This is a genomic window from Pelotomaculum propionicicum, assembly GCF_048984525.1.
Lineage (GTDB): Bacteria > Bacillota > Desulfotomaculia > Desulfotomaculales > Pelotomaculaceae > Syntrophopropionicum > Syntrophopropionicum propionicicum_A.
The window spans coordinates 154,225-178,815 of sequence record NZ_JBMGJC010000006.1 but is presented as its reverse complement, the minus strand read 5'-3'; the positions used below and the strand labels follow the sequence as shown (position 1 = coordinate 178,815).

Genomic DNA, 24,591 nt, shown 5'->3' with positions numbered 1-24,591 from the left:
CACGTAATTAAGCCGCTGAAACGGTTTTCTGGTGAAATTTAATCAGCAGGAGGTTTTTTTATGGAGATGGTTAAATGAGAAAACCAGGACCGGCGGGATGAAAACGACATTCTAAAAAAGAAAATCGCGATCCTAATAAGAGGACCGCGACCAAAGGGCGTTCATTAAACGTGGTGAGATAAGAAACTCGAACCGGGTGAGTGGCAAAGGTTTGATGGCAGGCGGCTTTATAAGTTTGGCTCAAAACCAGGTACTCACATTCCTTCGGAAAGAGTATCCAGTTACCCCGAATAGGTGATCAGTTCCGGCCGGTATACAGGGGCAGCTTACCTGTCCATAAACGCTACAATGTATTATTTAACAACAATACATTAAGATATAAAAGGAAAGCCTGTACGCATTTAACAGCAATGTAATGTATTCACTTGCTTATTCCATATTTAGCCATCCTCCGATATAAAGTAGTCCTGGCAACATTTAAATGATCAGCTACGCGGGAGAGGTTGCCATGGTACTCTTCAATCAATTGTATTATTACCTGCTTTTCAAAATCTTCAACGGGCATTAGTCCTTTCTTTATGTTATTTATAGGCTGCCTGATCTCTTCCGGCAGTTGTTCTGGCAATAATATCGGACCGACACTCAGATGTAGAGCTCTTTCTACGACATTCTGCAACTCACGTATATTACCAGGCCAGGAATAGGCTTTTAGCAAATCCCATACTTTATCTTCTACCCTAATAATATCTTTTCCCATTTGCTTGCCCAACTTCTCAAGGAAATATAAAAAAAGAAGCTCAATATCGTCTTGTCTTTCTCTGAGAGGGATCATGCAGACGGTAACTACATTTAATCGGTAATACAAATCCGCCCTGAAATTTCCCAATTTTATCTCTTTTTCTAATTCCCGGTTTGTTGCTGCTATTATCCGCACATCCACAGGTATTACCGATGTGCCTCCGATACGGCTAATGGACTTATTCTCTATTACTCTAAGAAGGTTGGTTTGTAGTTCTGTAGGCATGTCACCGATTTCATCTAAAAAAATGGTTCCTCCATCAGCCAGTTCAAACTTGCCCGGACTTCCTCCCTTTTTGGCGCCCGTGAAAGCGCCTTCCGTATAACCAAAGAGTTCGCTCCCTATAAGATCCCGGGGGATAGCGCCGCAGTTGATAGCCACAAAAGGGCCTTTCGCTCTGCTGCTGGAGTTATGAATAGCCTGGGCCACGATGTCCTTGCCGGTACCGCTTTCCCCAAGCAATAACACTGTTGAGTCACTGATGGCCACAGCTTTGGCTAACTTTAAGGAATCCCTGAAATCGTGGTTTTTGCCTATCATATCATCAAATGTCATCTTCGCAACCGACCCACTCATCCTTTGGGCTAATCTACGGGCCCTGGTTATTTCGTTCAAGACGATTACGACTCCTTCACATTTGCCGTCTCTGCGGATGGGGCGGGAAGTTACAGTAAGGCGCAACTTTTTGTCTTTAAACGGTGTGGCGGTATTAACTTCCATATCTGTTATGAACTTCTGACCATTTATGATTTCTCTCCAATCATCTGTTCTGGCGTCAATAATATCCGTTATGGCTTTTCCAACAGATTGTTCTTGGCTTACACCCAATAGAAGATTAGCTGCACTATTAATATGAATAATCTTGTGGCTCGTATCTATCGCCAGGATACCTTCTGAAATCGACTCCATTAAAGTTTCCCGAAATTTGTTGGCTATGTCCCGTTCCTGCCAAACTCTTTGCATTTTAATCTGACGTTCAATAGCTTCTGCGCCTGCTACTACCATGCCTAAAGTATGTGGATGGACTTTTTCATAGGAACCGGTCATATCAAGCACACCAATTATTCTCCCATCCGGGTCGCGAATTGGTGCTGCCGAGCATGTCCAGCGGTGGGAACAAATACAATAGTGTTCAAAACTAAAGATTTGTAAAGGTATCCCCTCAATTAGCGGTGTGCCTACACCGTTTGTACCGGCGCTGGCCTCACTCCAATTCGATCCTGGAATAAAATTCCCATGAGCAATCGCTTCAACAACTTCAGTTTCGCCAATAACTTTAAGTAAATAGCCATTTTGGTCAGCCACTGTAACTACAAAACCAGACCCTGCTACAAACTTATATAATGATTCCACCACAGGAAAAGCAATTTTCAGCCAATCCATATTCTTATAGATAAGCTTTTTGAGAGCTTCGCTGCCAAGTACTTTGGGGACTTTTTTTTGATACGGATTAACCCCTAAGAGCTGACAACGTTCCCATGATTTTTGTATGACGGGCCTTACAGTTGTAATATCTTTTTTGTCTCCATTAACAAAAGACTTCCAGGCATTTCGTAATCCCGCTTGTTCATGTGGCATGAATAGAAACTCCCCTTCAAAATCTTGTCAATGTATTTGAAAAACACTGTCCATATACAATTTCAGTAAAGGTATAATTCGTTTTTGCAGCCGATTAATTGGAACTTTGCTTTTTAACTAAAACCTACAGAATATTATCATACATGTGTTCCTGGAAAGCAGAGTTACCGGGCAGCAGATATAAAGTGTGTTTTATAGCTTTCTATAGTTAAGATTAATTTACCTCCCTTGACTGCTTAGTCTTTCTTGGAAAACTGAAGCACATATGTCCAAGTCATACGGTACGGGCCATTTTTTGACTTTTCAAGAAAGTAACCCGACACATTAACAAAAGCTCGCAAAACCTAATGGCAATGTTTTTGCAAGATAACTGTTAATGCTTAAAAAAGTGTGGAGGTGGTTACAACGTACAGGATTTTAAGAAAAGAAGTACTGGCGCCCACACTGAACATGTTTGAAATAGAGGCGCCACTGGTGACAAAAAAAGCAAAAGCAGGGCAGTTTGTGATATTGCGCATCCACGAAGAGGGCGAGAGAATCCCTTTGACTATCGCCGATTTTGACCGGGAAAAAGGCACCATTACCTGTGTCTTCCAGGAAGTCGGGAAAACCACCAAAGAGCTGGGCGCTCTGGGCGAGGGCGACTTTATTAAGGACTTTGTCGGGCCGCTGGGCTTGCCTTCCCACATCGAAAAATACGGACGTATCGCCTGTGTCGGGGGAGGCGTGGGAGTCGCCCCCGTTCATCCCATTGCCAGAGCCCTGAAAGAAGCTGGAAATGAAGTGACAGGCATTATCGGCGCCCGCACTAAAGAGCTGCTTTTCTGGGAAGATAAGATGCGCGCGGCCTGCAGCGAACTGCGGGTAATTACCGATGACGGATCCTACGCGCGTAAAGGTTTTGTTACTGACCTGCTAAAAGAAGTAATTGAGGAAAAAGGCGATATTGCCCTTTGCCTGGCAATAGGTCCCCTGCCCATGATGCGCGCCGTGTGCGGCCTTACCAAACAGTACAATTTGAAAACCTTCGTCAGCCTTAACTCAATTATGGTAGACGGCACCGGCATGTGCGGCTGCTGTCGTGTGAGTGTAGGCGGCGAGACCAGGTTTGCCTGTGTTGACGGACCGGAGTTTGACGGCCACCAGGTAGATTTCGATGAAATGGCCCGCCGCTCAGTTATATACAAGCCGAAAGAACAGACCGCCCTCGAAAGGTACAACAGCCAGGGCGCTCACAAGTGCAGCTGCAATTGCGGAGGTGACAGTTAATGTCCGAAGCTAATAAGGAAAAGAGAAAAATCAAACCCTGGAAAAACCCCATGCCGGCTCAGGACCCCGCCCAGCGGGCCAAAAACTTTAACGAAGTGGCCCTGGGTTACAGTGAAGGAGCAGTTGTGGCTGAGGCCAACCGGTGCCTGATGTGTATAAACGAGCCCTGCCGCCAGGGCTGCCCCGTAGAAGTTGACATACCGGCGTTTATAAAGCTAGCCGCCGGCCGTGACTTTGCCGGTTCCGCCAGCAAGCTTAAAGAAAAGAACGCTCTGCCCGCCGTTTGCGGCCGCGTCTGTCCACAGGAAAACCAGTGTGAAAAATACTGCACCCTGGGCAGGAAGCACCAGCCCGTGGGCATAGGCCGGATCGAGCGTTTTGTCGCCGACTGGGAGCTGGCCAGAGGAGTCCGGGTACAGGACAGAACCCCCGCCACCGGAAGAAAAGTAGCCATAATAGGCTCAGGACCAGCTGGGCTTACCTGCGCCGCGGATCTGGCCAAGCTGGGCCATAAAGTAACCATATTTGAAGCCCTTCACGTGGCCGGCGGCGTGCTCATGTACGGCATACCGGAGTTCAGGCTGCCCAAAGCCGTGGTTCAGTCTGAAGTGGGGAACCTGGAAAAGCTCGGTGTAGAGATAAAGGTTAATGCAGTAGTAGGCAAGATTGCCACCGTTGACGAGCTAATCCAAGAAGAAGGCTTTGATGCGGTATTTATCGGCACTGGCGCGGGGCTTCCTTATTTTATGCAGATACCGGGCGAAAACGCTTGCGGGGTATATTCAGCCAATGAATTTCTCACCCGCACCAACTTGATGAAGGCTTACCGCTTTCCCGCATGCGACACCCCGATCCGGGTGGGCCGGAAAGTGGCTGTACTTGGTGGCGGCAACGTGGCTATGGACTCCGCGCGCACGGCTTTGCGCCTGGGCGCCGAAGAGTCCTGGATAGTTTACCGTCGCTCCAGAGTGGAACTGCCGGCGCGCCATGAAGAAGTCGAGCACGCCGAAGAAGAAGGCGTCAAGTTTGCTTTTCTAACCTATCCGACCCGGATTACCTATGACGACAACTACTGGGTGACCGGGATGGAGTGTATCAGGTGCGAACTGGGCGAGCCGGACTCCTCCGGCCGTCGCAGTCCCGTTCCCATCAAGGGCTCTGAATATTTTATGGATATTGACACCGTGGTCGTAGCCATAGGCCAGGGCCCAAACCCACTGGTGCCCAGGACCACGCAGGGTCTGGAGCTAAACAGAAAGGGCAATATTGTAGCCGATCCGTCAACAGGAGCTACTTCCAAGCCAGGCGTATATGCGGGTGGCGATGTGGTAACCGGCGCGGCCACTGTGATTCTGGCCATGGGCGCCGGACGGACCGCAGCCAAATCCATACATGCGTATTTGACCGGAAAATATTGAGACTGTAATTCTTTTTTTAAATAGAGGTGATTTTTTGCAATGTCCGATTTAACTAGCTTTTTTGCGCCTAAATCCGTATCCGTGGTCGGTGCCTCAAAAACACCAGGCAAAATCGGTAACGCAATTGTAAGGAATATAATAGACAGCGGCTACAAGGGGATAATCTATCCAATTAACCCAAGAGAGAGTGAAATTGAGGGAATGGCTTGTTTTTCCAATATAAACAACGTTCCCGGTGAAGTGGATATGGCCATTATATCAGTACCGGCGGCACATGTGCTGGCGGCGGCAAAGGATTGTGGCCAAAAAGGAGTCAAGGCTATAATCGTCATAACAGCTGGGTTTAAGGAGATTGGTAAAGAGGGACTGGATATAGAGAAGAAACTGATTGAAATCTGCGGTAAATTTGGTATGCGCCTGCTGGGGCCAAACTGTGTGGGTATAATGGATACTTATAATCCCATCAACGCCTCATTTGCCGGCATGTTTCCCAAAAAAGGAGAAATGGCCCTAATCTCCCAGAGCGGCGCCATGCTCCTGGCAATAATGGACTGGAGTAGTTCTGTCGGGCTAGGTTATAGTAAAGTAGTCAGCCTCGGAAACAAGGCAGACCTCTCTGAAATTGATTTTATCGAAGATGCCGCCAATGATCCTTATACTAAAGTTATTTTGTGCTATCTTGAAGATATAGTTGACGGTCCCCGCTTTCTTGAAGTAACTAGACGGGCCACGAAGAAAAAACCAATAATTATTCTGAAGTCGGGTGTAAGTGAGGCAGGCGCCAAGGCGGCTTCATCCCATACCGGCGCTCTGGCAGGCAGTGACCTGGCCTACGATACGGCATTTGAGCAGTGCGGTATTATAAGGGCCCGGACAATGACAGAACTTTTTGACCTTGCCATAGCTTTTTCAAAATCTGAGATCCCTGCCGGAGACAGAATAGGTATTGTCACTAATTCAGGTGGCCCGGGCATCATCGCCACGGATAATATAGAATTAAAGGGTCTTACCATGGCCCGCTTTGATAAGAGCACCATTGAAGAACTACGCAGCAACCTGCCAAAGGAAGCCGGAATCTATAACCCGGTAGATGTCCTTGGAGACGCAAAACCTGAACGTTATGAATTTGCCCTGAATAAACTGCTTGACGACCCCAACGTCGACAGTATACTGGTACTAATGTGTCCCACAGCGGTAACCCAACCCTTGGAAATATCCAAAATAGTTGTTAATGCAAGGGATACTCATCCTGGCAAACCAATTTTTGCCGCTTATACAGGAGGGCAATTGCTGGCCAGGGGTGCAAACCTCCTTTCTGAAGCGGGGATTCCCTGCTATACATTCCCTGAACCAGCCATTGACAGTATCAGAGGACTAAATATTTACAGTAAATACCGTAGTTCATTAAAGATCCAAGAGGCCCGTGATACATTTGAGGTAGACAAAAGAACAGTTAAGGCAGTCTTCTATGATGTGTTAAAGGATCATCGCCTGACTTTGCTTGGCAGTGAATCGGCTGAAGTGGCAAAAGCTTATGGTATTCCCACCGCGCCTATTGTAATGACCTCTACCGCCGAGGAAGCCGCAGAAGTTGCTGATAAGATGGGGTATCCCGTGGTGTTAAAGGTGGCTTCTCCGAAAATTATACACAAATCGGATGTAGGTGGGGTAAAAGTTGGAATTAATTCATCTGAGGAAGTAAAAAAGTCATTCATGGAAATTATGGAAAGAGTTAGCTATTGCCTGCCAAAGGTCATTATCCATGGCATCGAAGTTCAAAAAATGATGCCCAATGGAACGGAATTAATTATTGGAATGACCAGGGACGTACAGTTCGGCCCCCTAATTGCTTTCGGGCTGGGCGGGATCTACGTCAATCTTTTAAAAGATGTATCATTCCGTCTGGCAAGCAACTTAACTGATGAAAAGAAAATTGAAGAATTGCTGGCAGAGACGAAGGCATATACCCTGTTAAAAGGCTACCGGGGTGAGGCTCCCAGGGACATTTCGGCAGTGGTGGACGTGATTAAGCGGGCGGCGAAGCTGGTTACCGATTTCCCGGAAATTACCGAGATGGATATCAATCCAGTGTTTGCGTATGATGAGGGTCTTTCTGCCCTCGATATTAAAATAACTATATCATGAGGTGATGAAATGAAAAGTCTATATATTATGGGTACTCCAGGCAGTGGAAAAACAGTTGTAGCTCTTGGACTGGCCCAAAAGCTCCAGCAGGAAGGTTATAAGGTCGGTTATTTTAAGCCAGTGGCAAACGGCCGGAAGATAGCCGGCAAGGTAGAACTCGACGCCATCCTTATGAAGGAAGTCCTTGGTCTGAATGTGCCCCTGGAAAAGATAGCACCTATTGCTACAAGCTCCTTTTACCTAAGTGCAAAAGGAAATTTAAATGATGCCTTTTCGATTATTATGGAAGCTTATGACCAGGTATCCAAAGGTAATGAAATTATGCTTATTGATGGGGCACTATCGGTCGATATCCTGAGCAGTTGTGGCATAGACAGTATAACCCTGGCTAAAAAAATGGGATCTTCAGTATTGTTGACACTAAAAGCAGAAAACGATTATAGCTTGGACAATGCTATCTTTCTGAATAGGCACCTGGCTCTCGAAGGCATTTCCGTTACAGGCACTATCTTTAGCAATGTTCCGAGACCGTTATGTGCCAAAACCGACGGTATCTACCGACCTATACTTGAGCAGCTAGGTTATAAAACATTGGGCGTCTTCCCAACCCGGCCTGAAATCGCTGCACCAACAGTTGGCGAGTATTATGATGTACTCGGCGGGGAGATTTTAGCCGCTCACGAGAGATTGAACCTGCTGGTTGAAGATTTAATTGTTGGCGCTATGACTATGGCAAGTGCCCTGACCTATCTGCGTCGTGCCGCAAATAAAGCAGTGATTCTTGGTGGCGATAGGGCTGACCTTGCCCTGGCAGCACTTGAAACAAGTACTTCTGTTTTAATTTTAACCGGCGGGCTTTATCCTGATGTAAAAGTTATAGCACGGGCTGAAGAAAAAAGAGTGCCCATTATACTGGTTCATTTTGACACCTATACTACAATCGAGAAATTAGCCCAGGTTAGCAGGCACATCCAACCTACTGACAAAGAAAGTATCAATGTGGCGCTGGAAAATATAGAAAAATACTGTGACTGGAAGTCTATTATTGATAATATTGAAACATTTCAATAAGACTACTAACTTCCCACAACCCGAGCCCCTTCTGGGGGCTTTCGTTTTTTACTATATTTCATAAAAAATTATGCAGATCTTAAACCTTAAATCCTGTCATTGTGTTTACCCAACTGGATAGATTAACTGGAATAGGTACCCGGCGCCAAATTTAAAGGATTTTTCTTCTATAAACTTGAACATATAAAAAAGATTCAGACTAAAGGAAGCGGTGCAGTTTTATGGATATCAGTTTTTTGATCCAGGCAGCCCTGGAAATTATAATTATTGTGCTTTTAGTCGTTTTGTTCTTCCAGGGCCGGCGGGGCGGCTCTTCAGGGTTTTCATCTGATTTTGCCTCGCTGGAAAAAAACGTGGAAAAAACTGAAAGAATGGTCAGGGATGAGATCGTCAGGAGCAGGGAAGAAGACGGCAATAACGCCAGGCGGCTAAGGGACGAAGTAAACGCTTCCCTGAAGATGCTCGGCGACTCTCTGCTGGCGCGTTTGACCGAGAACGCCACGCTGCAGAAAAACCAGCTGGACACCTTTTCCAGCCAGATAAATGTTTTGACCCGCAGCAACGAGCAGAAGCTGGAACAGATGAGGAACACGGTCGAGGAAAAATTGATCCGCCTGCAGAAGGACAACAATGACAAGCTGGAGCAGATGAGAGCCACTGTTGACGAGAAACTGCACGAAACACTGGAAAAGCGCTTGGGGGAATCATTCATGCTGGTCAGCGAACGTCTCGAACTTGTACATAAAGGACTGGGTGAAATGCGGTCCCTGGCTGCCGGGGTGGGCGATTTGAAAAAAGTTTTGACTAATGTCAAGACCAGGGGCGTCTGGGGTGAGATCTCCCTGGCTGGCCTGCTCGAACAGATACTAACTAACGAGCAGTACGACAAAAACGTGGCCACCAAAAAAGGCAGCGGCGAGCGGGTAGAGTTTGCCGTCCGGCTGCCGGGCAGGGATCCCGGCAAGAAAATTGTCTGGCTGCCGATAGACGCAAAATTCCCGCAGGAAGACTACCAGAGGCTGATCGAAGCACAGGAACAGGCCAATCCGGCTCTGGCCGACCAGGCGTCAAAACAGCTGGAGACAAGGATTAAAGCGGAAGCGAGAAATATAAAGGAAAAATATATAGACCCGCCGCACACGACTGATTTCGGCGTCATGTTTCTGCCTACGGAGGGGCTGTTTGCCGAAATAATCCGCAGGCCTGGACTCTGTGACGCGCTGCTTAGAGACTGCCGGGTGATCGTGACCGGGCCCACCACCCTTTCAGCCCTGCTGAACAGCCTGCAGGTCGGCTTCCAGACCCTGGCCATTGAGAAACGGTCGAGCGAGGTCTGGGCGCTGCTTGGAGCTGTAAAAACCGAGTTCGGCAAATTCAGCGAGATACTTGAAAAAACCCATAAAAAGCTGCAGGAGGCCAGCAATACAATAGACAGCGCAGCTAGAAAATCCCGTACGATAGAGAGAAAATTAAAGACTGTGGAGGGACTGCCCGCGTCAGAAGCGGTTGTACTGCTTGGTGAAAACGGGGAAAATGAAATTGTTTGATAGGATGTTTGCCGTTTACGGGATATACGCCACAGCTTCCATTTCGATCAACACATCTTTGGGCAGCCTGGCAACCTCCACGCAGGAACGGGCCGGCGGCTCGTTATTGAAAAATTCAGCGTAGATCGTGTTAATCAGCGCAAAATCATCCATGTTTTTGATAAAAAGCGTCGTTTTCAGGACATTATCCAGCGAGGCGCCAGACGCGCTTAAGACCTCTCCCAGGTTTTTTAACACCTGCCGCGCCTGCGCTTCAACGCCGCCAGGCACTATTTCACCGCTGGCCGGGTCTGCCGGGATCTGGCCCGAGGTAAAGACTAAATTCCCCAGCCTTACAGCCTGGGAGTAAGGCCCAATGGCTGCGGGGGCTTTTTTAGTGGAAACGATAAGCTTACCCATTTTTTTTAACCTCCATATTTTACTTATTATATCGTATAGAATTTCTGGTTTTAATAAATTTTAGTATATAATGATTTAAAAAAAAGATAAAACAAAGGGGTTGTGTCATGAATAATAAAATTACTAAAGGCCCTTCAACCGTCCTTTTCCCCGTCCCGACCGTGCTTGTGACGTCCCGCCTGGAGGGAGGCGATCCCGATATAATAACCATAGCCTGGACAGGGATCATGAACTCGGAACCTCCGGTCGTTTATATAAGCGTGCGTCCAGTGGGCAGGCATTCTTACAATTTGATCAAGGAGTCCGGAGAATATGTGATCAACATTCCCTCGGCGTCTCAGGTCGCTGTGGTTGACTACTGCGGCACCGTGTCCGGGAAGGAAGTGGATAAGTTTAAAGAGACAGGCCTGACCCCCGTGCCTGCGCAGTATGTAAAAGCTCCTTTAATCGCGGAATGCCCGGTCAATGTCGAGTGCAGGGTAAAGCAGGTAATTTCACTGGGCAGCCATGATGTGTTTGTCGGGGAGGTCCTGGCGGTCCATTTTAATAAGGACGTGCTGGACGAAAAGGGGCGGCCCGATTTCGAATTGATTGAACCCTATGGTTACTGCACCGGTGAATACAGGTTGATATCCAAGAAAATAGGTTATTACGGTTATTCAAAAAAGGAAATGCCGCGTTAAATTAAAAGTAAACATAAAGGAGGTTTTGCTTTTATGGAAGCTTTTATCGGAAAAACGCTTATTAAATTAATAATGGGGGATATCACCCGGCAGGAGACCGAGGCGATAGTGAACGCCGCCAATTCGGGACTGCTGGGCGGCGGCGGTGTGGACGGCGCCATCCACCGCGCCGGCGGGCCTCAAATTTTGGCCGAGTGCAAGGAGATCCGGGCCAGGCAGGGGACCCTGCCGACCGGCAGGGCGGTTATAACCAGCGGCGGCCGCCTGAAGGCCCGCTATGTAATACATACGGTCGGCCCGGTGTGGTCTGGCGGTAAAAGAGGTGAGGACGAACTGCTGCGCAGCGCGTACCGGAGCAGCCTCACCCTGGCCAGGGAAAAGGGCATCCGGTCAGTTTCCTTTCCCTCCGTCAGCACCGGCATATACAGTTTTCCCGTGGACCGGGCGGCCAGGATAGCACTCCGCGAGGTGAGGGACTTTGTCAGCAGTAATCCGGTTTTTGAAGAGGTGCGTTTCGTCCTCTTCAGCGCCCCGGTACTGAAAGAGTTTGAAACTGCCTGGGAGGAAATTAGCAGTATTTAACTTCTAACTAATGAGCGCCCTAAAGACGTCTCAGGTTGCAGAAAAAGTTTCCATGGCGTTGAGAACCTGCTTGAAATTTGGTTCGCGGGACGTGTGACGTGTGTCGCGGGTATCGAAGGTATTCCATTGTAGGGCGGGTTTTAACCCGCCATTCCAATCGGGGACATTCCTCATAATGCAGGAATGCCTGTGAGAAAGGTGTGTCCGGGTTGGCTTAAGCCGACCAATGTGCGGCTGAAGCCGCACCTACAGTTCTTACGTCGCAATGGAGCAGCAGGTTTAAACACCATGGACTTTGCAGGATCAGTTTGTTTTAACTCATGGGCGCCTCTTAGGCGCCTAATATTTTATAAAGAATTTTTACTTTAGGGTGAAGTATAATTACCCTTAGGCACGTCTAAAATTACAGGAGCGGCGGGAAGAGGGTGTGCGCATGGAAAAGGACGAGCTGCTGGTGGCAATGGCCCAAAAAGGTGATCTAACAGCATACGAGGCCCTGGTCCAGCGCTACCAGCACAAAGTTTTTAACCTTGCGTCCAAAATGGTGAATAACAGGGAAGACGCACTGGATATCGCCCAGGAAATATTTATGCAGATTTACATTGCGCTCCCCGGTTTCAGGGGCGAATCCATATTCAGCACCTGGGTGTACCGTGTGGCCTCCAACAAGTGCCTGGACTTCTTGCGAAAAAGGAAGGCTGAGAAAGAGAAAACTGCAGCAACTATTGAGGAGAACGTACAGTTTGGGGACAGCCGGGACAGCCCTGAGGAGTTGGCCATCAGGAGGGAGGAAAGCCGGAGAGTCCGGGAGGCGCTTATCAGCCTTCCCCGGCACTACCGGATTGTTATTATTCTTCATCACTACCAGCAACTGAGATACAAAGAAATCGCGGAGGTCCTCAATCAGCCGGTTAAGACGGTGGCCACCAGGCTTTACCGGGCCAAATTGATTCTAAAGAAAAAGCTTATCGGAGGTGAGTCTGGTGAATTGCAAAGCCGTGAGAGCCAACCTGGCAAACTACCTGGCCAAAGAATATTACTTATTTAACCAGGCTCAATTCGAGGAACACCTGGCTGTCTGTCCTTCCTGCCGGGCGGATTTGTTCGCTTTGGCCGAACTGGATTTAATGCTCTCCAGGCTGCCGGGTGAAACCGCTCCGCCGGACTTTGCCGCGGCGGTGACCGGCAGGATTAAAAAAACCGCACCGGTTACAAAGACTCAGTTAAAAGAAAGGGCCCCCTCAAAGTTGATTTTTTACCGGGATCTTGCCGCGGCCGCGGCCGCAACACTGGTTATATTCTTCAGCGGGGGAAACTTTTTTGACTATCAAAACTTCAACCTGGCAGCCCAGAAGATGAACGCCGCGGTCCAGGTCTGCCTGAAAACATCTGGAGTAGTAATAAACCAGGCCTATGATACAGCCGGCAACATAAGTCCGCAGCTAATATTAAAGGAGTTGAATCAAAATGAAGTGCGCCCATCACAGTGACCAGGAAGCTACAGCCATCTGCTCGTTTTGCCATAAACCGATATGCGAGACATGCCTGGTTGTGCTCGGGGGGGAACAGTATTGCGCCGGCTGCCTGGAGGCAAAGATTGCGCAAACTTCAGACAAGGGGCAGAGTTATAAAAAGCCCTGGCTGGTATTTTTACTGTCCATGATACCGGGTGTCGGCTACCTCTATCTTGGTTTGATGCGCCGGGGCCTGCAGGCAATGGTGATTTTTTATGGTACCATCTTTATAGCTGCAGCGCTTAATTTTGGACAGATAACAGCCTTTGTTCTGCCGGTGGCATTCTTTTACACGGTTTTTGACACCCTGCAGCTTTTAAAGAAAATCAATGACGGTCAGCAGGTGGAGGATAAGCTGCTTTTTGAAATGGAAGCCTTTGAGTCGAGGCATGTATTGCTGGGCTACGGTTTTATTTTTCTGGGGGCGATTGCCCTGGCCGGCAACCTGCTGCCGCAGTCTTACGCCTATCACTACTACATGCGTAAAATAATTCCACCTGCCCTGATTTTAGGACTTGGCATTTATATACTATATCGCAACGCGGGGAGGAAAGAATAGATGGCTGAAAAAGTCAAAGCAGGCACCGTAACACTTGCTCTGGGGCTGGTCGGTATCGGACTGGGCATGCTGGTTTATAACTTTGGAGGTTTGCCGTCACTGCAGAATATCTGGAAATTATGGCCATTACTTTTAATCTGCCTTGGTTTGGAATACTTCATCAGAAGGATGTGGAACAAGGAAAGCGAGGTAGTATTTCATATTCCCAGTGTTTTGTTAATCGGGGCCGTGGTTTTGGCTGGTTCTGCAGCAAGTGCCGTATATTCAGCCGATATTGACAGTATCCTGGACGATACTGTCTTCAGAGAACGCATAAGCTACACCAGGCACTGGCAGGCGGAACCGTTTACTCCAGCTGAAGGCTCGCGGCTGGAGCTGGAAAACGAAAACGGAACGCTGCGGATAAGGGCAAGCGAAGACGGTATTTTGCGGGCGACGGCAGAGATAATCTCTTACGGTTCCACGGAAGAAAAAGCCAGGACGGAAGCGGAAAGTAAAGAAATAATTATAGAGAAAGGCATGACCACCAGGATTATAGCCGAACGCGAAGGCACTTCCCGTGGCTTCAACGGGGTTGTCAACCTCACAGTTGAAATTCCCCCCGGCCTGATTGTCCTGGCACAATCTTCCAACGGCAGTATTGAAGCTGATAATGCGGAGGGACGCTTCACCGTCCGGACTGAAAACGGTAAGGTCAACCTGCGGGATTTGGATGGGAGCCTGGAAGTGAAAAGTGAAAACGGACGCATAACAGCGGCCGGGATCTCGGGCAACATCTCTGCCGCGACGGAAAACGGCGAAATCAGGATAGAGAACCCCGGGGGTGATGTTGTGGCGGAATCTGAAAACGGCGCAATAGAACTGGCGTCAGAAAGGCCGCTGGATAAAAACTACTTTCTGCAAAGCATGCAGGGAAAGCTGAACATCAGGCTGCCAAACACGTCAAATCTTGAAATAGAGGCAAGGACAAGCCACGGCAGGATTTCCGGCATGGGCGCTGATAGCAATGCGGGTGCGGTCCAGAGCGGGAGCGACCGGCTGAAACTGGGAACTGGTAATGGCAGCGCCAGGCTGATTACGGAAAACGGCAGTATCCAGGTGAACACGTTCTAAGGATTATTTCTTGTTGTCATTGCCGGAGAGGCAGTTATCCGGAGTCGGCATGACCTCTATCGCGAAATCCGGGCAGTGTGAGGCGCAGAGATCACAGGCAGTGCATTTTTCCTGGCAGGCCGCGTAAGGTAAACCGCCTGCGTCCGGTTCCAGCACTTTCCTGGGACATATTTTGATACAGATGCCGCATTTCTTGCAGAGCTTTTGGTTAACTGCTGGAAAAGCTGATTGTCTGGTCAAGTTAAATCTCCTTAATTATCTCGCATGTACTTAATGGATTCTTAAAGTATTCCTTTATATTGATTTTATATGATTAAAACTAAAGCCCGGCTTTCACCGGGCTTTAAGTTTTAAACTTATTTATCCCGCCGGCTAACGGGTAATGGTAACAGTCTTGTTGTTTTCATCCCATGTGACAGTACATCCCAGCGCCTCGGACACGAACCGGAGCGGGACCACTGTGCGTTCGTTTATAATCTTTGCCGGGACGTCCAGGTTTACCACTGCGCCGTTGATATATGCCGCCCCGTCAATTACAAGTTTTATTTCCCGGCTGTCCTTTACTGCCGTGACCGTTCTTGATTCGCCGTCCCACTGCACGCCGGCTCCCAGCGCTTCAAAAATTGCCCTGAGCGGGACCATGGTCCGGCCCTGGTCCAGGAACGGCAGTACTTCGAATTCCATGGTCTTACCGTCTAAAATCACGTTAATCGCCCTGTCGGCGATGGTAAAGCTGTGTACTTCGCCTTCCGCGAGGCCTTTGGTATTTTGGGCGTAGGCTTTATAGTAGTAAGTGCCGGGCTCCAGGTAGTTTATCGTTTTGTTAAAAAAGCCGGTATGTGTGGCCCGGGCCACGGTAACCGTTTGTTGTTGAGCAGTGCCAGCGCCCCAGTAGATAAATCCGTATTCGTCAATTTTTCCGCCGCTGTCAATGACATTGCCATTCAAAGAAACGGAACCAGGCGCGACGTCAGTTGCGGGGTTTGTCTCAACCACCGGTTGAGTTTTACAGGTGGGTCAAGCCCCAAGCGCAGGATCAATGCCAAGGGTAAATGTCACTGCTAATAAAGCAATCATCAGGACCAACTGGGCACACAGCTTATGACTTTTATAAAATTTAATCATAACTATCGCTCCTTATTAACCTTTTTATGAAAATTCTACATTTTACAACATAATCCTTGTTTTTTAATAATTCACTTGTGATTTCAGCCCAAAAATTTTCCCTCCGCAATTAAGTACTTAATGGTAGAGAGTGAGAAATAAGAAATCAATATTTTTATTGACAATCTTCAAACTTTTCAGATATTCTAAGCTTGAGGAACCCTATAAATTCTTATATAACGTTGTATAATAAGCGGGCCAGGACGGTTATGAAAGGATGTCTGCTCCATGCCGTTAATCGTTGATCTCGGGTGCAATATTCATCAGATCGATGTCTGCGACCAGGAGCCTGAGCGTACCTCCTGCTACCTCATCGCGGCGGAAAAAGTGGCGCTGATAGAGACTGGCCCCGCGCCGGGTACATTTTATATCATGAAAGCCCTGAAAAATCTCGGAATTCCGCCGGAAAAGGTCGATTACATCATAGTCACCCATATCCACCTGGACCATGCGGGCGGGGCTGGTACCATGACCAGGGAATTACCGCGGGCAAAGGTATTGGCACACCCAAGGGGCGCCAGGCACCTGGTTGATCCGGCCAGGCTTGTGGCCGGAGCCAGAGCGATTTATGGAGACAGCTTTGAAAGGCTTTTTGGAGAAATATTACCCGTGCCCGGGGAAAGGGTCTATACTCCGGCAGATGGGGAAACCCTTGATCTGGGCGGGGGCAGGACCTTGATTTTTTATCATACTCCGGGGCACGCCCGACATCATTTTGTCGTCCATGACCCTGCCAGCCGGGGGGTCTTCAGCGGCGACGCCCTGGGCGTGCGCTTTCAGTCATTGAGCAAACTGGCAGGCTCTGATTTTACTCTGCTTTCCACCCCGCCGTCAGAATTTGACCCGGCCGCGGCGATGGAGACACTGGATAGAGCCGGCAGGCTGGACCTTGAATATATCTACTTCACTCATTTCGGCAGGGCGGGGGGCGTAAGCTCTATTCTCACCAGGCTCAAGGAACAGGTAATAATTTTTGAAACGATTGGCAGGCGGGTGCTTGCTGACGGCGGCGGCGCCAGGGAAATTGAAAAAGCCCTCTGGGAAATGGTGATGGGCCAGGTTGCGGAATACGGGTTTAATGACAGGGAACATCCCGCTATAAAGTTCCTGGGACTTGATATAAGGCTTAACGCGGAGGGCATAAACCATTATCTGGAGAAAGTCATGGGTATTACCAACAGCGCCTGATTGTGATCTGCAGATTAAAATAGTATTATTAAATATGAAATTGTTATTTGCTGTGTAAGTGTTTTTAACAGGGGAGTAGAGTTATGAGTAAAGATTTTACAAGCATCAACGGCGGTATTATTATGCGCTGGGGCCTTATTCAACTGTTTCTGGTGGTGCTGGTCGCGCTGTTTAAACCTGCCATATGGCTGGTTGTACTCATGATGCTGCTGGCGAGTGCCCTGGCCACTTACCTGGTCGTGGAATATATTCAGAAACACAGGGTTATAAAAATAAAACTGGATGATCACCCTATCGATCCCACCCTGCAGATTGCCAACGAAACACTTCCCTACCTCAGACGCGGCCTAAATGAAGAAACAGCATACAAGACCGCTGAAATCATCCTGAAGCTCAGCGACGTGTCGGCAGTGGCCATCACTGACCGCGAAAAGGTGCTGGCATATATAGGTGAGTGTTCCGATCACCATAAAGCCGGCGGCCCTATTATTACTTATGCCACAAAACAGGCTGTGGAAACAGGAGAATTAATTATAATCAAAGACAAGAAAGGGCTACAGTGCCCTGAAAAAAACTGCACACTGCAGTCTGCTGTCATAGCGCCGCTGATCTGCCAGGGCGAGGTAGCCGGTACAGTCAAGCTTTATCAGACCTGCCAGGGGGATCTCCAGCCTTCGGTGGTGAAGCTGGCCTTAGCCGTGGCACAGCTGCTGGGCTTGCAAATGGAACTGGCGGAACTGGACCGGCAGGCCCAGTTGGTGACGAAAGCGGAACTGGATGCCCTGCATGCCCAGATCAACCCGCACTTCTTGTTTAATACTTTAAATACAATTATAACCTACACCCGGACTGACCCGGACACTTCAAGAAAGCTCTTGATCCGCCTGGCTGCTTTTTTCCGCCAGACATTAAAGAGGCACGGGCATTTTAACACGTTAAGGGAAGAAATAGAATACGTCAATACTTACCTTATTCTCGAGAAAGCCCGCTTCCGGGAGAAGCTTAAGATACAGAGGAATATCGACCCCGATCTGCTTGACTACAAGGTGCCGGTACTTACACTGCAGCCGCTGGTCGAAAACGCGGTGAAACACGGTATCCAGCCCAAAATGGGCCCTGGGGCGGTACAGATCTCAGCCAAACTTGTTAACGGGGAAATGCTTTTTGTAATCAAGGATAACGGCGTGGGAATAGACAATGAAAGGCTGCCCAAAGTCCTGCTGCCTGGGTTCGGCTCTGGTAACGGGGTCGGGTTAAGCAATGTCAACGAGCGGCTTAAAAGCCTTTACGGAGAAGAATACGGGCTGAAGATCGAAAGTGAAACCGACAAGGGCACCGAGGTTTACGTCAGGATTCCCCTGAACGAGGAAAGCCACGAGAAAGGGGGATTCGCCAGTGAAATTGAAAGCATTAATTATTGATGATGAATACCCCGCCAGGCAGGAACTAAGGTATGCTTTAAGTGAATTTGAAAATATTGAGATAGTCGGCGAGGCAGCTAATGCCCAGGAAGCGTTAACTCTGATCAAAGCTCTTGACTACCAGGTCCTCTTTTTGGATATTTCCATGCCGGGCATGAGCGGGCTTGAATTGGGCGCGGCCATTCAGGATTTGCCGAACCGCCCTTATATCATTTTTGTCACAGCCTTTGATGAGTTCGCGGTATCTGCATTTGACGTTAACGCTGTAGATTACATTTTAAAACCGGTGGAGCCTAAACGCCTGAAAAAAGCCATTGACAAGGTGTTAAAGCTCACCCGCGAAGTGGCGGGAGACGCTGTGCCTGCCGGACTGAGCCGGGAAGACCGCACACCGCGGGTAAATGAAAACGGGCCCGTGCATACCGAGAACTTGCTGAAGATTGACCGTGTGCCCGCTGAAAAACAGGGGAAAACCATACTTGTCAGCGGTTCAGATATTTTCTATGCGTTTACTGAACAGGACAATGTTTATATAAAAACCGCGTCTGATAAGCTTTTTACCCGTTTCACCCTGAAAGAGCTGGAAGCAAGGCTGAACCCGCAGATATTCTTCAGGACGCACCGCTGCTACCTGGTAAACCTTCATAAAGTAAAAGAAATTGTCCCGTTTTTCAACGGCACCTATAACTTGATAGTTGAAGATAAAGAACGAAGCGAAGTCCCGGTTAGCCGGGCTCAGGCCAAAAAACTGAGGAGGATATTAGGTTTTTAAAAACAGCCAGGGATTTTCAGGTCCTGCCTGAATTTAAATGCAAATCAGTTAAGCAGCGGGCGAAAACTCCATTTCTGCTGTACATTTGCATTTAACAGGCAGGTTTTTTATATTTACCGGAGAAAATAATAGTATCAAAATATCCTAAAAGTGGAGCCATGAACATCTTCAGGTATCTTTAAATAAATGGGGTGTTGGCGATATCGCGTAACATGCCGCAACACGGAATAATCGGCGCCGGTACTGACATTATTGAGATTGCGAGGATAAAGCAAGCTTATGAGCGCATCGGTGACCGGTTTTTAGAGAAGGTTTTTACTCCTGGCGAGAGAAGTTTTTGCGATGAGAGAAGAGACCGGTTTTCCTGCTATGCAGCTCGTTTTGCAGCCAAAGAAGCGGTATTGAAAGCACTGGGCACAGGCCTGGCCGGCTGCAGCTTTACAGATGTGGAAGTGAGGAGGCCGGACGGCGGACGCCCGGAGGTCACACTGCACGGGGCGGCGGCTGAGATAGCGAAAGAAAAAGGGATCGCCTCGATACTGATCAGCATGTCCCATAGTCGTGAAAACGCTGTGGCTTTCGCCATTGCGACGGGTGAGGAGGTGTTCTGAGTTTGCGGATTGTCACTGGGGATGAAATGAAGGCGCTGGACCGGGCGGCTATAGAGGACTATGGCATATCAGGCCTGGTTTTAATGGAAAACGCGGGCCGCCAGGCAGTCGAATTAATCCGGAGGGTATTGGACGGGGTCCGGGGCAGGGTAATTACCATTTTTATTGGCAAAGGCAATAACGGAGGGGACGGCCTGGTTATAGCACGTCACCTTTTGAACATGGGCGCCGAGGTTAAAGTGCTTTCTATCGTGAATGCGGGTGAAATCAGCGGTGATGCGGCCGTTAACTATGATATATGGCGGAAAATGGACCAGAAGGTTTATTCTGTCCACCAGGGTGACGGGATAAACATTGTCAAGCTGGCCTTAATGAACACGGACCTCATCGTTGACGCTATTTATGGGACAGGTTTTCACGGCAAAATGTGGGAGAAGGTGGGCCGTGTCATCGATGTGCTGAACAACAGCGGCAAGCCGATTGTGTCTGTTGACATCCCGTCAGGGCTCGAGGCCGCTACGGGCAGGGTTAGCGGGCCTTGTATCAGGGCGCATCATACTGTGACATTTGGACTGCCCAAGTTAGGGTTGTTTCTTGAACCGGGCGCTGAACACGCGGGCGAGATAACGGTAGCGGATATATCTCTGCCCGGTGTCTTAGTGGAGAAGGAAGCTCCCCAAAGATATCTGATTACAGCTGAATGTGTAAAAAAGTGGCTGCCGCCACGCCCCTCTCCCGCACATAAAGGTAATTTCGGGAGAGTGCTGATAATAGCAGGGTCAAGGGGGATGACCGGGGCAGCCAGCCTGGCCGGTGAAGCTGCCTTAAGGTCAGGGGCCGGCCTGGTCACAGTCGCGGTTCCTGAAACCATTCATGATATCATGGAGGCAAAACTTACCGAGGTAATGACTGTCCCGCTGCCTGACAACGGAAGCGGCAGCCTGAGCAGGGAAGCCCGGCAGCGCATTATGCCGCTTCTTGAAAACATGGATGTGCTGGCCATAGGGCCGGGCCTTTCCCAGGCGCCCGAGGTTGTAAAATTGGTAAGGGAACTGGCGCCTTCCATAAAGATACCTCTCGTACTGGACGCCGACGCGCTCAACGCCCTGGCCGGGGAAGCCGGAATACTTGGGAAATTACAGGCTCCGGCTGTAATAACGCCGCATCCCGGCGAAATGGCCAGGCTGATGGGGTCGCCGACAAAGGATATTCAGGAAGACAGGATCGGAAACGCGGTAAAAGCAGCGGCCACCTGGAACGTGGTAACGCTGCTGAAAGGCTCCCGGACAGTGGTGGCGGCGCCCGACGGCGCTGTTTACATCAATCCTACCGGAAACCCGGGGATGGCCACCGGCGGCAGCGGCGATGTACTGACGGGAATTATTGCTTCACTAATCGCGCAGGGGCTCAAACCAGTCCGCGCCGCCGCGGCCGGGGCGTATTTCCATGGCCTGGCCGGCGACCTTGCCGCGCGGGAAAAAGGCATGATGGGGTTGATCGCCGGCGATATAATATCCGCCCTGCCGGCTGCAGCGAAGGAACTGGCGGGTCCATGCCGTAGCCAAAGCACAAATATGGTTATAAACAGTTTTTCATGAAAAAAATTTATATACCCCTCGGTTACTATAGAAATTTAATCATGAAAAATTTTATAAACAAATTTATCAGCAGGAGGGGTCAACATTGATTGTTGGGGTACCCAAAGAGGTAAAGTCAAATGAAGACCGTGTCGCTATCACACCGGCGGGGGTCCAGGCCTTGACCGGGGCTGGTCACAGGGTAATGATCGAAACCGGCGCCGGGCTGGGCAGCGGTATCAGCGACGATGCCTTTATGACAGCGGGCGCTGAAATGCTGGCGACCCACTCTGAAGTATTTGAAGGGGCAGAGATGATATTGAAGGTGAAGGAGCCCCTTCCCCAGGAATATTCACTGCTGCGCGAGGGGCAGGTCCTGTTCACATACCTGCACCTGGCGGGGGAGCCGGAACTCACACGTGTACTAGTTGATAAGAAAGTTATTGCAATTGCCTATGAGACTATCCAGCTCGACAACGGCACACTGCCATTGCTGATGCCGATGAGCGAGATAGCCGGCAGGATGGCTGTGCAGATCGGAGCGCACTTTCTCGAGAAGCCGTGCGGCAGCCGGGGTATCCTGCTCGGCGGTGTGCCGGGTGTTCCCGCTGCGGATGTGGTTATTATCGGCGCCGGCACGGTGGGTGCAAACGCGGCTAAAATCGCCGTGGGCATGGGAGCGCAGGTTACTATAATAGACCGGAACACAGAAAGGCTTAGTTATCTGGATGACATTTACGGGAACAGGATTAAAACCCTGATCTCAAACCAGTACAATATTGAGCATTCCGTCCGTTACGCGGACCTTTTAATCGGAGCGGTATTAATCGTGGGCGCGAAGGCGCCAAAGCTGGTAACGGAGGATTTTGTCAAAAAGATGAAGCGAGGTTCTGTAATTATTGACGTGGCGATTGATCAGGGCGGCTCGATAGAGACTGTAGACCGGATCACCACTCACAGCAACCCTGTTTACGAGAAATACGGCGTTATTCATTACGCGGTGGCAAATATGCCCGGTGCTGTAGCCCGCACATCAACTTTTACCCTGACCAACGCTACCCTGCCGTACGCTCTGGAACTCGCCAACAAAGGATATTTGAAGGGAATCCTCGGCAACCGCGCCCTTGCCCGGGGAGTTAATGTTTTTAAAGGGAATATTACCTGCCGCGCGGTGGGTGAATCGCTGAACATGGAATGCTGCGATCTGGACGGGGTTTTAAGCTAAGAATGTCTCTCAGTTCTTAACGTACAATTTAGAGGCGTTTCAAATACAATCGGGCTCTTGTAACAATATTGCAGTATTAATTTGTCGACACTCTGAGGAACTCTCATTTAAGGGTTCCTTTTGTTTTTAACGATTTAAAGGATAGATTGTCAATTATTTCCTAAATTTATAAATTAAAATACCGATTTTATTAGCAGGGAACTGCCCCATAAAGATATTTTAAAATTTTATTAAAAAAAATTATTAATGAATTCAGTATAAAGTATTGCGTATTATGAAATATTGTATACAATATAATTAAAGGAATAATTTTAATAACGTGGCAGACAATCTCGCTGGACGAAATTTTTAGTATATCAGCACCGATTAAGAAATTCGGGCAAAAACGAAAGGAGGGTCACCAGTGAAATACTTCATATTCTCTCTGGTTACGATGGCCGCCTATTTAAGTGTATACTGCTTTTTGCTTTGGGACAGCCGCCATGACCCGCAGCACAGATAATATTTGCAACGGACATTGTCTTAAATTTTAGCTATCCCAACCCTGTTTTTAACAGGGTTTTGTTTTTTATTGATGAAATACTATTATAGATGTGAATATTATTAATGAAGTTATTTGTTAAAAAGAAGGTGTCGTTTTTTTGTCTGTTATTCCGGTATGGGCGGAAATAGATTTAAATGCTCTGGCCAGTAATATAAGTGAAATCAGGAGGATAACCAGTGCCCCGGCTAAAGTAATGGCAGTGGTAAAAGCCAATGCTTACGGTCATGGGGCAGCGGAAGCGAGCCGGGCTGTTTTAGCCGGCGGAGCTGACTGGCTTGGAGTAGCCAGGGTGGATGAAGGTTTGTCACTGAGGGAGGCCGGAATCGAGGCTCCGATATTAATCCTGGGATACCTGCCGCCTGAACAGTCAGGTGATGTTGTCAGGGGACGCCTGTCACAGGCTGTCTATACCCGTGATATGGCCCTGGCCCTGGCAGGGGCGGCCGCTGCAGAAGGGACGCGGGCCAGGATACATTTCAAAATCGATACGGGGATGGGGCGGATCGGTTGGGTTGCGGGGCCGGACGCGGTCAGGGATATTCTTGAACTGGCCGGTAACCGGCACCTGGAAGCGGAAGGAATATTTACCCACTTTGCCGCCTCCGATTCTGCCGATAAGGGATACACACAGGAACAGCTCTTTAAATTTACTGCCCTGATTGAAGAACTGCGCCGGAACGGGCTTGAAATCCCTGTAAAGCATGCCGCAAACAGCGCCGCCCTGATGGAAATGCCCGATACGCACCTGGACCTGGTCAGGGCGGGCATTATAGTATACGGGCTGTATCCTTCAGATGAGGTGGATCACAGTGTGATAAAACTGCGCCCGGTGATGAGCCTCAAGGCAAAAGTAGCATACGTAAAGGAAGTCCCCGCCGGTTTTAAAGTAAGCTACGGGTGCACCTATACGACTGAAAAAAGCACCGTTATCGCCACTCTGCCCCTGGGTTACGCCGACGGTTATTCCAGGCTGCTTTCATCAAAAGGGTACGCGTTGCTGCACGGACAGCGGGCGCCTGTAGTGGGCAGGGTCTGTATGGACCAGCTTATGGTTGATGTAGGCCAAATCCCCGGTGTCAAGGTGGGTGATGAGGCTGTTCTCATCGGCCGCCAGGGAGAGCAGGAAATTACGGCCGACGAAGTCGCCGCTATGCTGGGCACCATAAATTACGAAATTGTCTGCATGGTGAGCCACCGCGTCCCCCGTATATTCCTTGGGCTAAATTCTTAAAACAGATCAAATTCTGCAAAAAGCCAAAATAAAAAAGAACATAACCAGGCACAAATAAAAGAGACATTCAAATATAAAGTTCCACAAATGGCGTGAGCAAATATATTTTGCCATTATATGCACATATTTCATAATGTTTGCTTAATTCGATTGTGTCTGAGCCATTACCTTCGGGATAAAT

At 48.9% G+C, this 24,591-nt stretch carries 22 protein-coding genes; 18 read left to right on the top strand and 4 right to left on the bottom strand.

Annotated features, from left to right (window positions below; genetic code table 11):
* Window positions 1–421 precede the first annotated feature (421 nt).
* The gene (locus ACOBQJ_RS08545; RefSeq protein ID WP_421071327.1) at window positions 422–2,377 is read right to left on the bottom strand and encodes a sigma-54-dependent Fis family transcriptional regulator; all 1,956 of its coding nucleotides are present in this window, start codon (window positions 2,375–2,377) and stop codon (window positions 422–424) included.
* 390 nt (window positions 2,378–2,767) lie between these two features.
* Here ACOBQJ_RS08545 and ACOBQJ_RS08540 point away from each other — a divergent pair, with 390 nt between their 5' ends.
* The 5 genes from ACOBQJ_RS08540 to ACOBQJ_RS08520 all read left to right on the top strand — a co-directional run bounded on the left by ACOBQJ_RS08540 (window position 2,768) and on the right by ACOBQJ_RS08520 (window position 9,827).
* Window positions 2,768–3,646, top strand: a complete 879-nt coding sequence (locus ACOBQJ_RS08540; protein WP_421071326.1) for a sulfide/dihydroorotate dehydrogenase-like FAD/NAD-binding protein — start codon at window positions 2,768–2,770, stop codon at window positions 3,644–3,646.
* A complete protein-coding gene (gene gltA / locus ACOBQJ_RS08535) occupies window positions 3,646–5,064 on the top strand; it encodes an NADPH-dependent glutamate synthase (RefSeq protein WP_421071325.1) in 1,419 nt (472 codons plus the stop codon). The genes ACOBQJ_RS08540 and gltA overlap by 1 nt, the downstream gene beginning before the upstream one ends.
* A gap of 39 nt (window positions 5,065–5,103) precedes the next feature.
* Window positions 5,104–7,209 (top strand): acetate--CoA ligase alpha subunit, encoded by a 2,106-nt coding sequence (gene acs, locus ACOBQJ_RS08530; RefSeq protein WP_421071324.1) that lies wholly within the window; start codon window positions 5,104–5,106, stop codon window positions 7,207–7,209.
* Window positions 7,210–7,218: 9 nt separating this feature from the next.
* On the top strand, window positions 7,219–8,280 hold the full coding sequence (locus ACOBQJ_RS08525; RefSeq protein WP_421071323.1) for a phosphotransacetylase family protein: 1,062 nt from the start codon (window positions 7,219–7,221) through the stop codon (window positions 8,278–8,280).
* A gap of 221 nt (window positions 8,281–8,501) precedes the next feature.
* Complete coding sequence (locus ACOBQJ_RS08520) at window positions 8,502–9,827, top strand: DNA recombination protein RmuC (protein ID WP_421071322.1); 1,326 nt, start codon at window positions 8,502–8,504, stop codon at window positions 9,825–9,827.
* Window positions 9,828–9,842: 15 nt separating this feature from the next.
* On the opposite strand, the gene ACOBQJ_RS08515 is transcribed toward ACOBQJ_RS08520, so the two are convergent.
* Entirely contained in the window at window positions 9,843–10,226 is a 384-nt protein-coding gene (locus ACOBQJ_RS08515; RefSeq protein WP_421071321.1) for a RidA family protein, read from the bottom strand.
* Window positions 10,227–10,333: 107 nt separating this feature from the next.
* Here ACOBQJ_RS08515 and ACOBQJ_RS08510 point away from each other — a divergent pair, with 107 nt between their 5' ends.
* From ACOBQJ_RS08510 to ACOBQJ_RS08485, 6 genes are all read left to right on the top strand, one after another.
* Complete coding sequence (locus ACOBQJ_RS08510; RefSeq protein WP_421071320.1) at window positions 10,334–10,909, top strand: flavin reductase family protein; 576 nt, start codon at window positions 10,334–10,336, stop codon at window positions 10,907–10,909.
* Between the two features lie 33 nt (window positions 10,910–10,942).
* The gene (locus ACOBQJ_RS08505) at window positions 10,943–11,491 is read left to right on the top strand and encodes an O-acetyl-ADP-ribose deacetylase (RefSeq protein WP_421071319.1); all 549 of its coding nucleotides are present in this window, start codon (window positions 10,943–10,945) and stop codon (window positions 11,489–11,491) included.
* A gap of 433 nt (window positions 11,492–11,924) precedes the next feature.
* A complete protein-coding gene (locus tag ACOBQJ_RS08500) occupies window positions 11,925–12,539 on the top strand; it encodes an RNA polymerase sigma factor (RefSeq protein WP_421071318.1) in 615 nt (204 codons plus the stop codon).
* On the top strand, window positions 12,475–12,981 hold the full coding sequence (locus tag ACOBQJ_RS08495) for an anti-sigma factor family protein (RefSeq protein WP_421071317.1): 507 nt from the start codon (window positions 12,475–12,477) through the stop codon (window positions 12,979–12,981). Before ACOBQJ_RS08500 ends, ACOBQJ_RS08495 begins: the two co-directional genes overlap by 65 nt.
* On the top strand, window positions 12,959–13,564 hold the full coding sequence (locus ACOBQJ_RS08490; protein ID WP_421071316.1) for a hypothetical protein: 606 nt from the start codon (window positions 12,959–12,961) through the stop codon (window positions 13,562–13,564). The genes ACOBQJ_RS08495 and ACOBQJ_RS08490 overlap by 23 nt, the downstream gene beginning before the upstream one ends.
* On the top strand, window positions 13,565–14,677 hold the full coding sequence (locus ACOBQJ_RS08485; protein ID WP_421071315.1) for a DUF4097 family beta strand repeat-containing protein: 1,113 nt from the start codon (window positions 13,565–13,567) through the stop codon (window positions 14,675–14,677).
* 3 nt (window positions 14,678–14,680) lie between these two features.
* On the opposite strand, the gene ACOBQJ_RS08480 is transcribed toward ACOBQJ_RS08485, so the two are convergent.
* A complete protein-coding gene (locus ACOBQJ_RS08480) occupies window positions 14,681–14,917 on the bottom strand; it encodes a 4Fe-4S dicluster domain-containing protein (protein ID WP_421071314.1) in 237 nt (78 codons plus the stop codon).
* A 132-nt stretch (window positions 14,918–15,049) separates the two neighbouring features.
* The gene (locus tag ACOBQJ_RS08475; RefSeq protein ID WP_421071313.1) at window positions 15,050–15,673 is read right to left on the bottom strand and encodes a copper amine oxidase N-terminal domain-containing protein; all 624 of its coding nucleotides are present in this window, start codon (window positions 15,671–15,673) and stop codon (window positions 15,050–15,052) included.
* Between the two features lie 396 nt (window positions 15,674–16,069).
* On the opposite strand from ACOBQJ_RS08475, the gene ACOBQJ_RS08470 reads away from it, so the two are divergent.
* The 7 genes from ACOBQJ_RS08470 to alr all read left to right on the top strand — a co-directional run bounded on the left by ACOBQJ_RS08470 (window position 16,070) and on the right by alr (window position 24,410).
* Window positions 16,070–17,029: an MBL fold metallo-hydrolase gene (locus tag ACOBQJ_RS08470; protein ID WP_421071312.1), complete on the top strand. Its 960-nt coding sequence runs from the start codon at window positions 16,070–16,072 to the stop codon at window positions 17,027–17,029.
* Between the two features lie 83 nt (window positions 17,030–17,112).
* A complete protein-coding gene (locus ACOBQJ_RS08465; RefSeq protein ID WP_421071311.1) occupies window positions 17,113–18,450 on the top strand; it encodes a histidine kinase in 1,338 nt (445 codons plus the stop codon).
* Complete coding sequence (locus tag ACOBQJ_RS08460; protein WP_421071310.1) at window positions 18,425–19,222, top strand: LytR/AlgR family response regulator transcription factor; 798 nt, start codon at window positions 18,425–18,427, stop codon at window positions 19,220–19,222. The genes ACOBQJ_RS08465 and ACOBQJ_RS08460 overlap by 26 nt, the downstream gene beginning before the upstream one ends.
* A 212-nt stretch (window positions 19,223–19,434) precedes the next feature.
* Window positions 19,435–19,833 carry a holo-ACP synthase gene (gene acpS / locus ACOBQJ_RS08455; protein WP_421071309.1) on the top strand — a complete coding sequence of 133 codons (399 nt, stop codon included), beginning with the start codon at window positions 19,435–19,437 and terminating at the stop codon, window positions 19,831–19,833.
* 2 nt (window positions 19,834–19,835) lie between these two features.
* Complete coding sequence (locus ACOBQJ_RS08450) at window positions 19,836–21,431, top strand: NAD(P)H-hydrate dehydratase (RefSeq protein ID WP_421071308.1); 1,596 nt, start codon at window positions 19,836–19,838, stop codon at window positions 21,429–21,431.
* 85 nt (window positions 21,432–21,516) lie between these two features.
* Window positions 21,517–22,635, top strand: a complete 1,119-nt coding sequence (gene ald / locus ACOBQJ_RS08445; protein WP_421071307.1) for an alanine dehydrogenase — start codon at window positions 21,517–21,519, stop codon at window positions 22,633–22,635.
* Between the two features lie 641 nt (window positions 22,636–23,276).
* On the top strand, window positions 23,277–24,410 hold the full coding sequence (alr, locus tag ACOBQJ_RS08440; protein WP_421071306.1) for an alanine racemase: 1,134 nt from the start codon (window positions 23,277–23,279) through the stop codon (window positions 24,408–24,410).
* Window positions 24,411–24,591 lie beyond the last annotated feature (181 nt).

Bases quoted from the DNA above. Each gene is read 5' to 3' on its own strand.
- ACOBQJ_RS08545 (WP_421071327.1), bottom strand. From the start codon at position 2,377: ATGCCACATGAACAAGCGGGATTACGAAATGCCTGGAAGTCTTTTGTT.
- gltA (WP_421071325.1), top strand. From the start codon at position 3,646: ATGTCCGAAGCTAATAAGGAAAAGAGAAAAATCAAACCCTGGAAAAAC.
- acs (WP_421071324.1), top strand. From the start codon at position 5,104: ATGTCCGATTTAACTAGCTTTTTTGCGCCTAAATCCGTATCCGTGGTC.
- ACOBQJ_RS08525 (WP_421071323.1), top strand. From the start codon at position 7,219: ATGAAAAGTCTATATATTATGGGTACTCCAGGCAGTGGAAAAACAGTT.
- ACOBQJ_RS08520 (WP_421071322.1), top strand. From the start codon at position 8,502: ATGGATATCAGTTTTTTGATCCAGGCAGCCCTGGAAATTATAATTATT.
- ACOBQJ_RS08515 (WP_421071321.1), bottom strand. From the start codon at position 10,226: ATGGGTAAGCTTATCGTTTCCACTAAAAAAGCCCCCGCAGCCATTGGG.
- ACOBQJ_RS08510 (WP_421071320.1), top strand. From the start codon at position 10,334: ATGAATAATAAAATTACTAAAGGCCCTTCAACCGTCCTTTTCCCCGTC.
- ACOBQJ_RS08505 (WP_421071319.1), top strand. From the start codon at position 10,943: ATGGAAGCTTTTATCGGAAAAACGCTTATTAAATTAATAATGGGGGAT.
- ACOBQJ_RS08500 (WP_421071318.1), top strand. From the start codon at position 11,925: ATGGAAAAGGACGAGCTGCTGGTGGCAATGGCCCAAAAAGGTGATCTA.
- ACOBQJ_RS08490 (WP_421071316.1), top strand. From the start codon at position 12,959: ATGAAGTGCGCCCATCACAGTGACCAGGAAGCTACAGCCATCTGCTCG.
- ACOBQJ_RS08485 (WP_421071315.1), top strand. From the start codon at position 13,565: ATGGCTGAAAAAGTCAAAGCAGGCACCGTAACACTTGCTCTGGGGCTG.
- ACOBQJ_RS08470 (WP_421071312.1), top strand. From the start codon at position 16,070: ATGCCGTTAATCGTTGATCTCGGGTGCAATATTCATCAGATCGATGTC.
- ACOBQJ_RS08465 (WP_421071311.1), top strand. From the start codon at position 17,113: ATGAGTAAAGATTTTACAAGCATCAACGGCGGTATTATTATGCGCTGG.
- acpS (WP_421071309.1), top strand. From the start codon at position 19,435: ATGCCGCAACACGGAATAATCGGCGCCGGTACTGACATTATTGAGATT.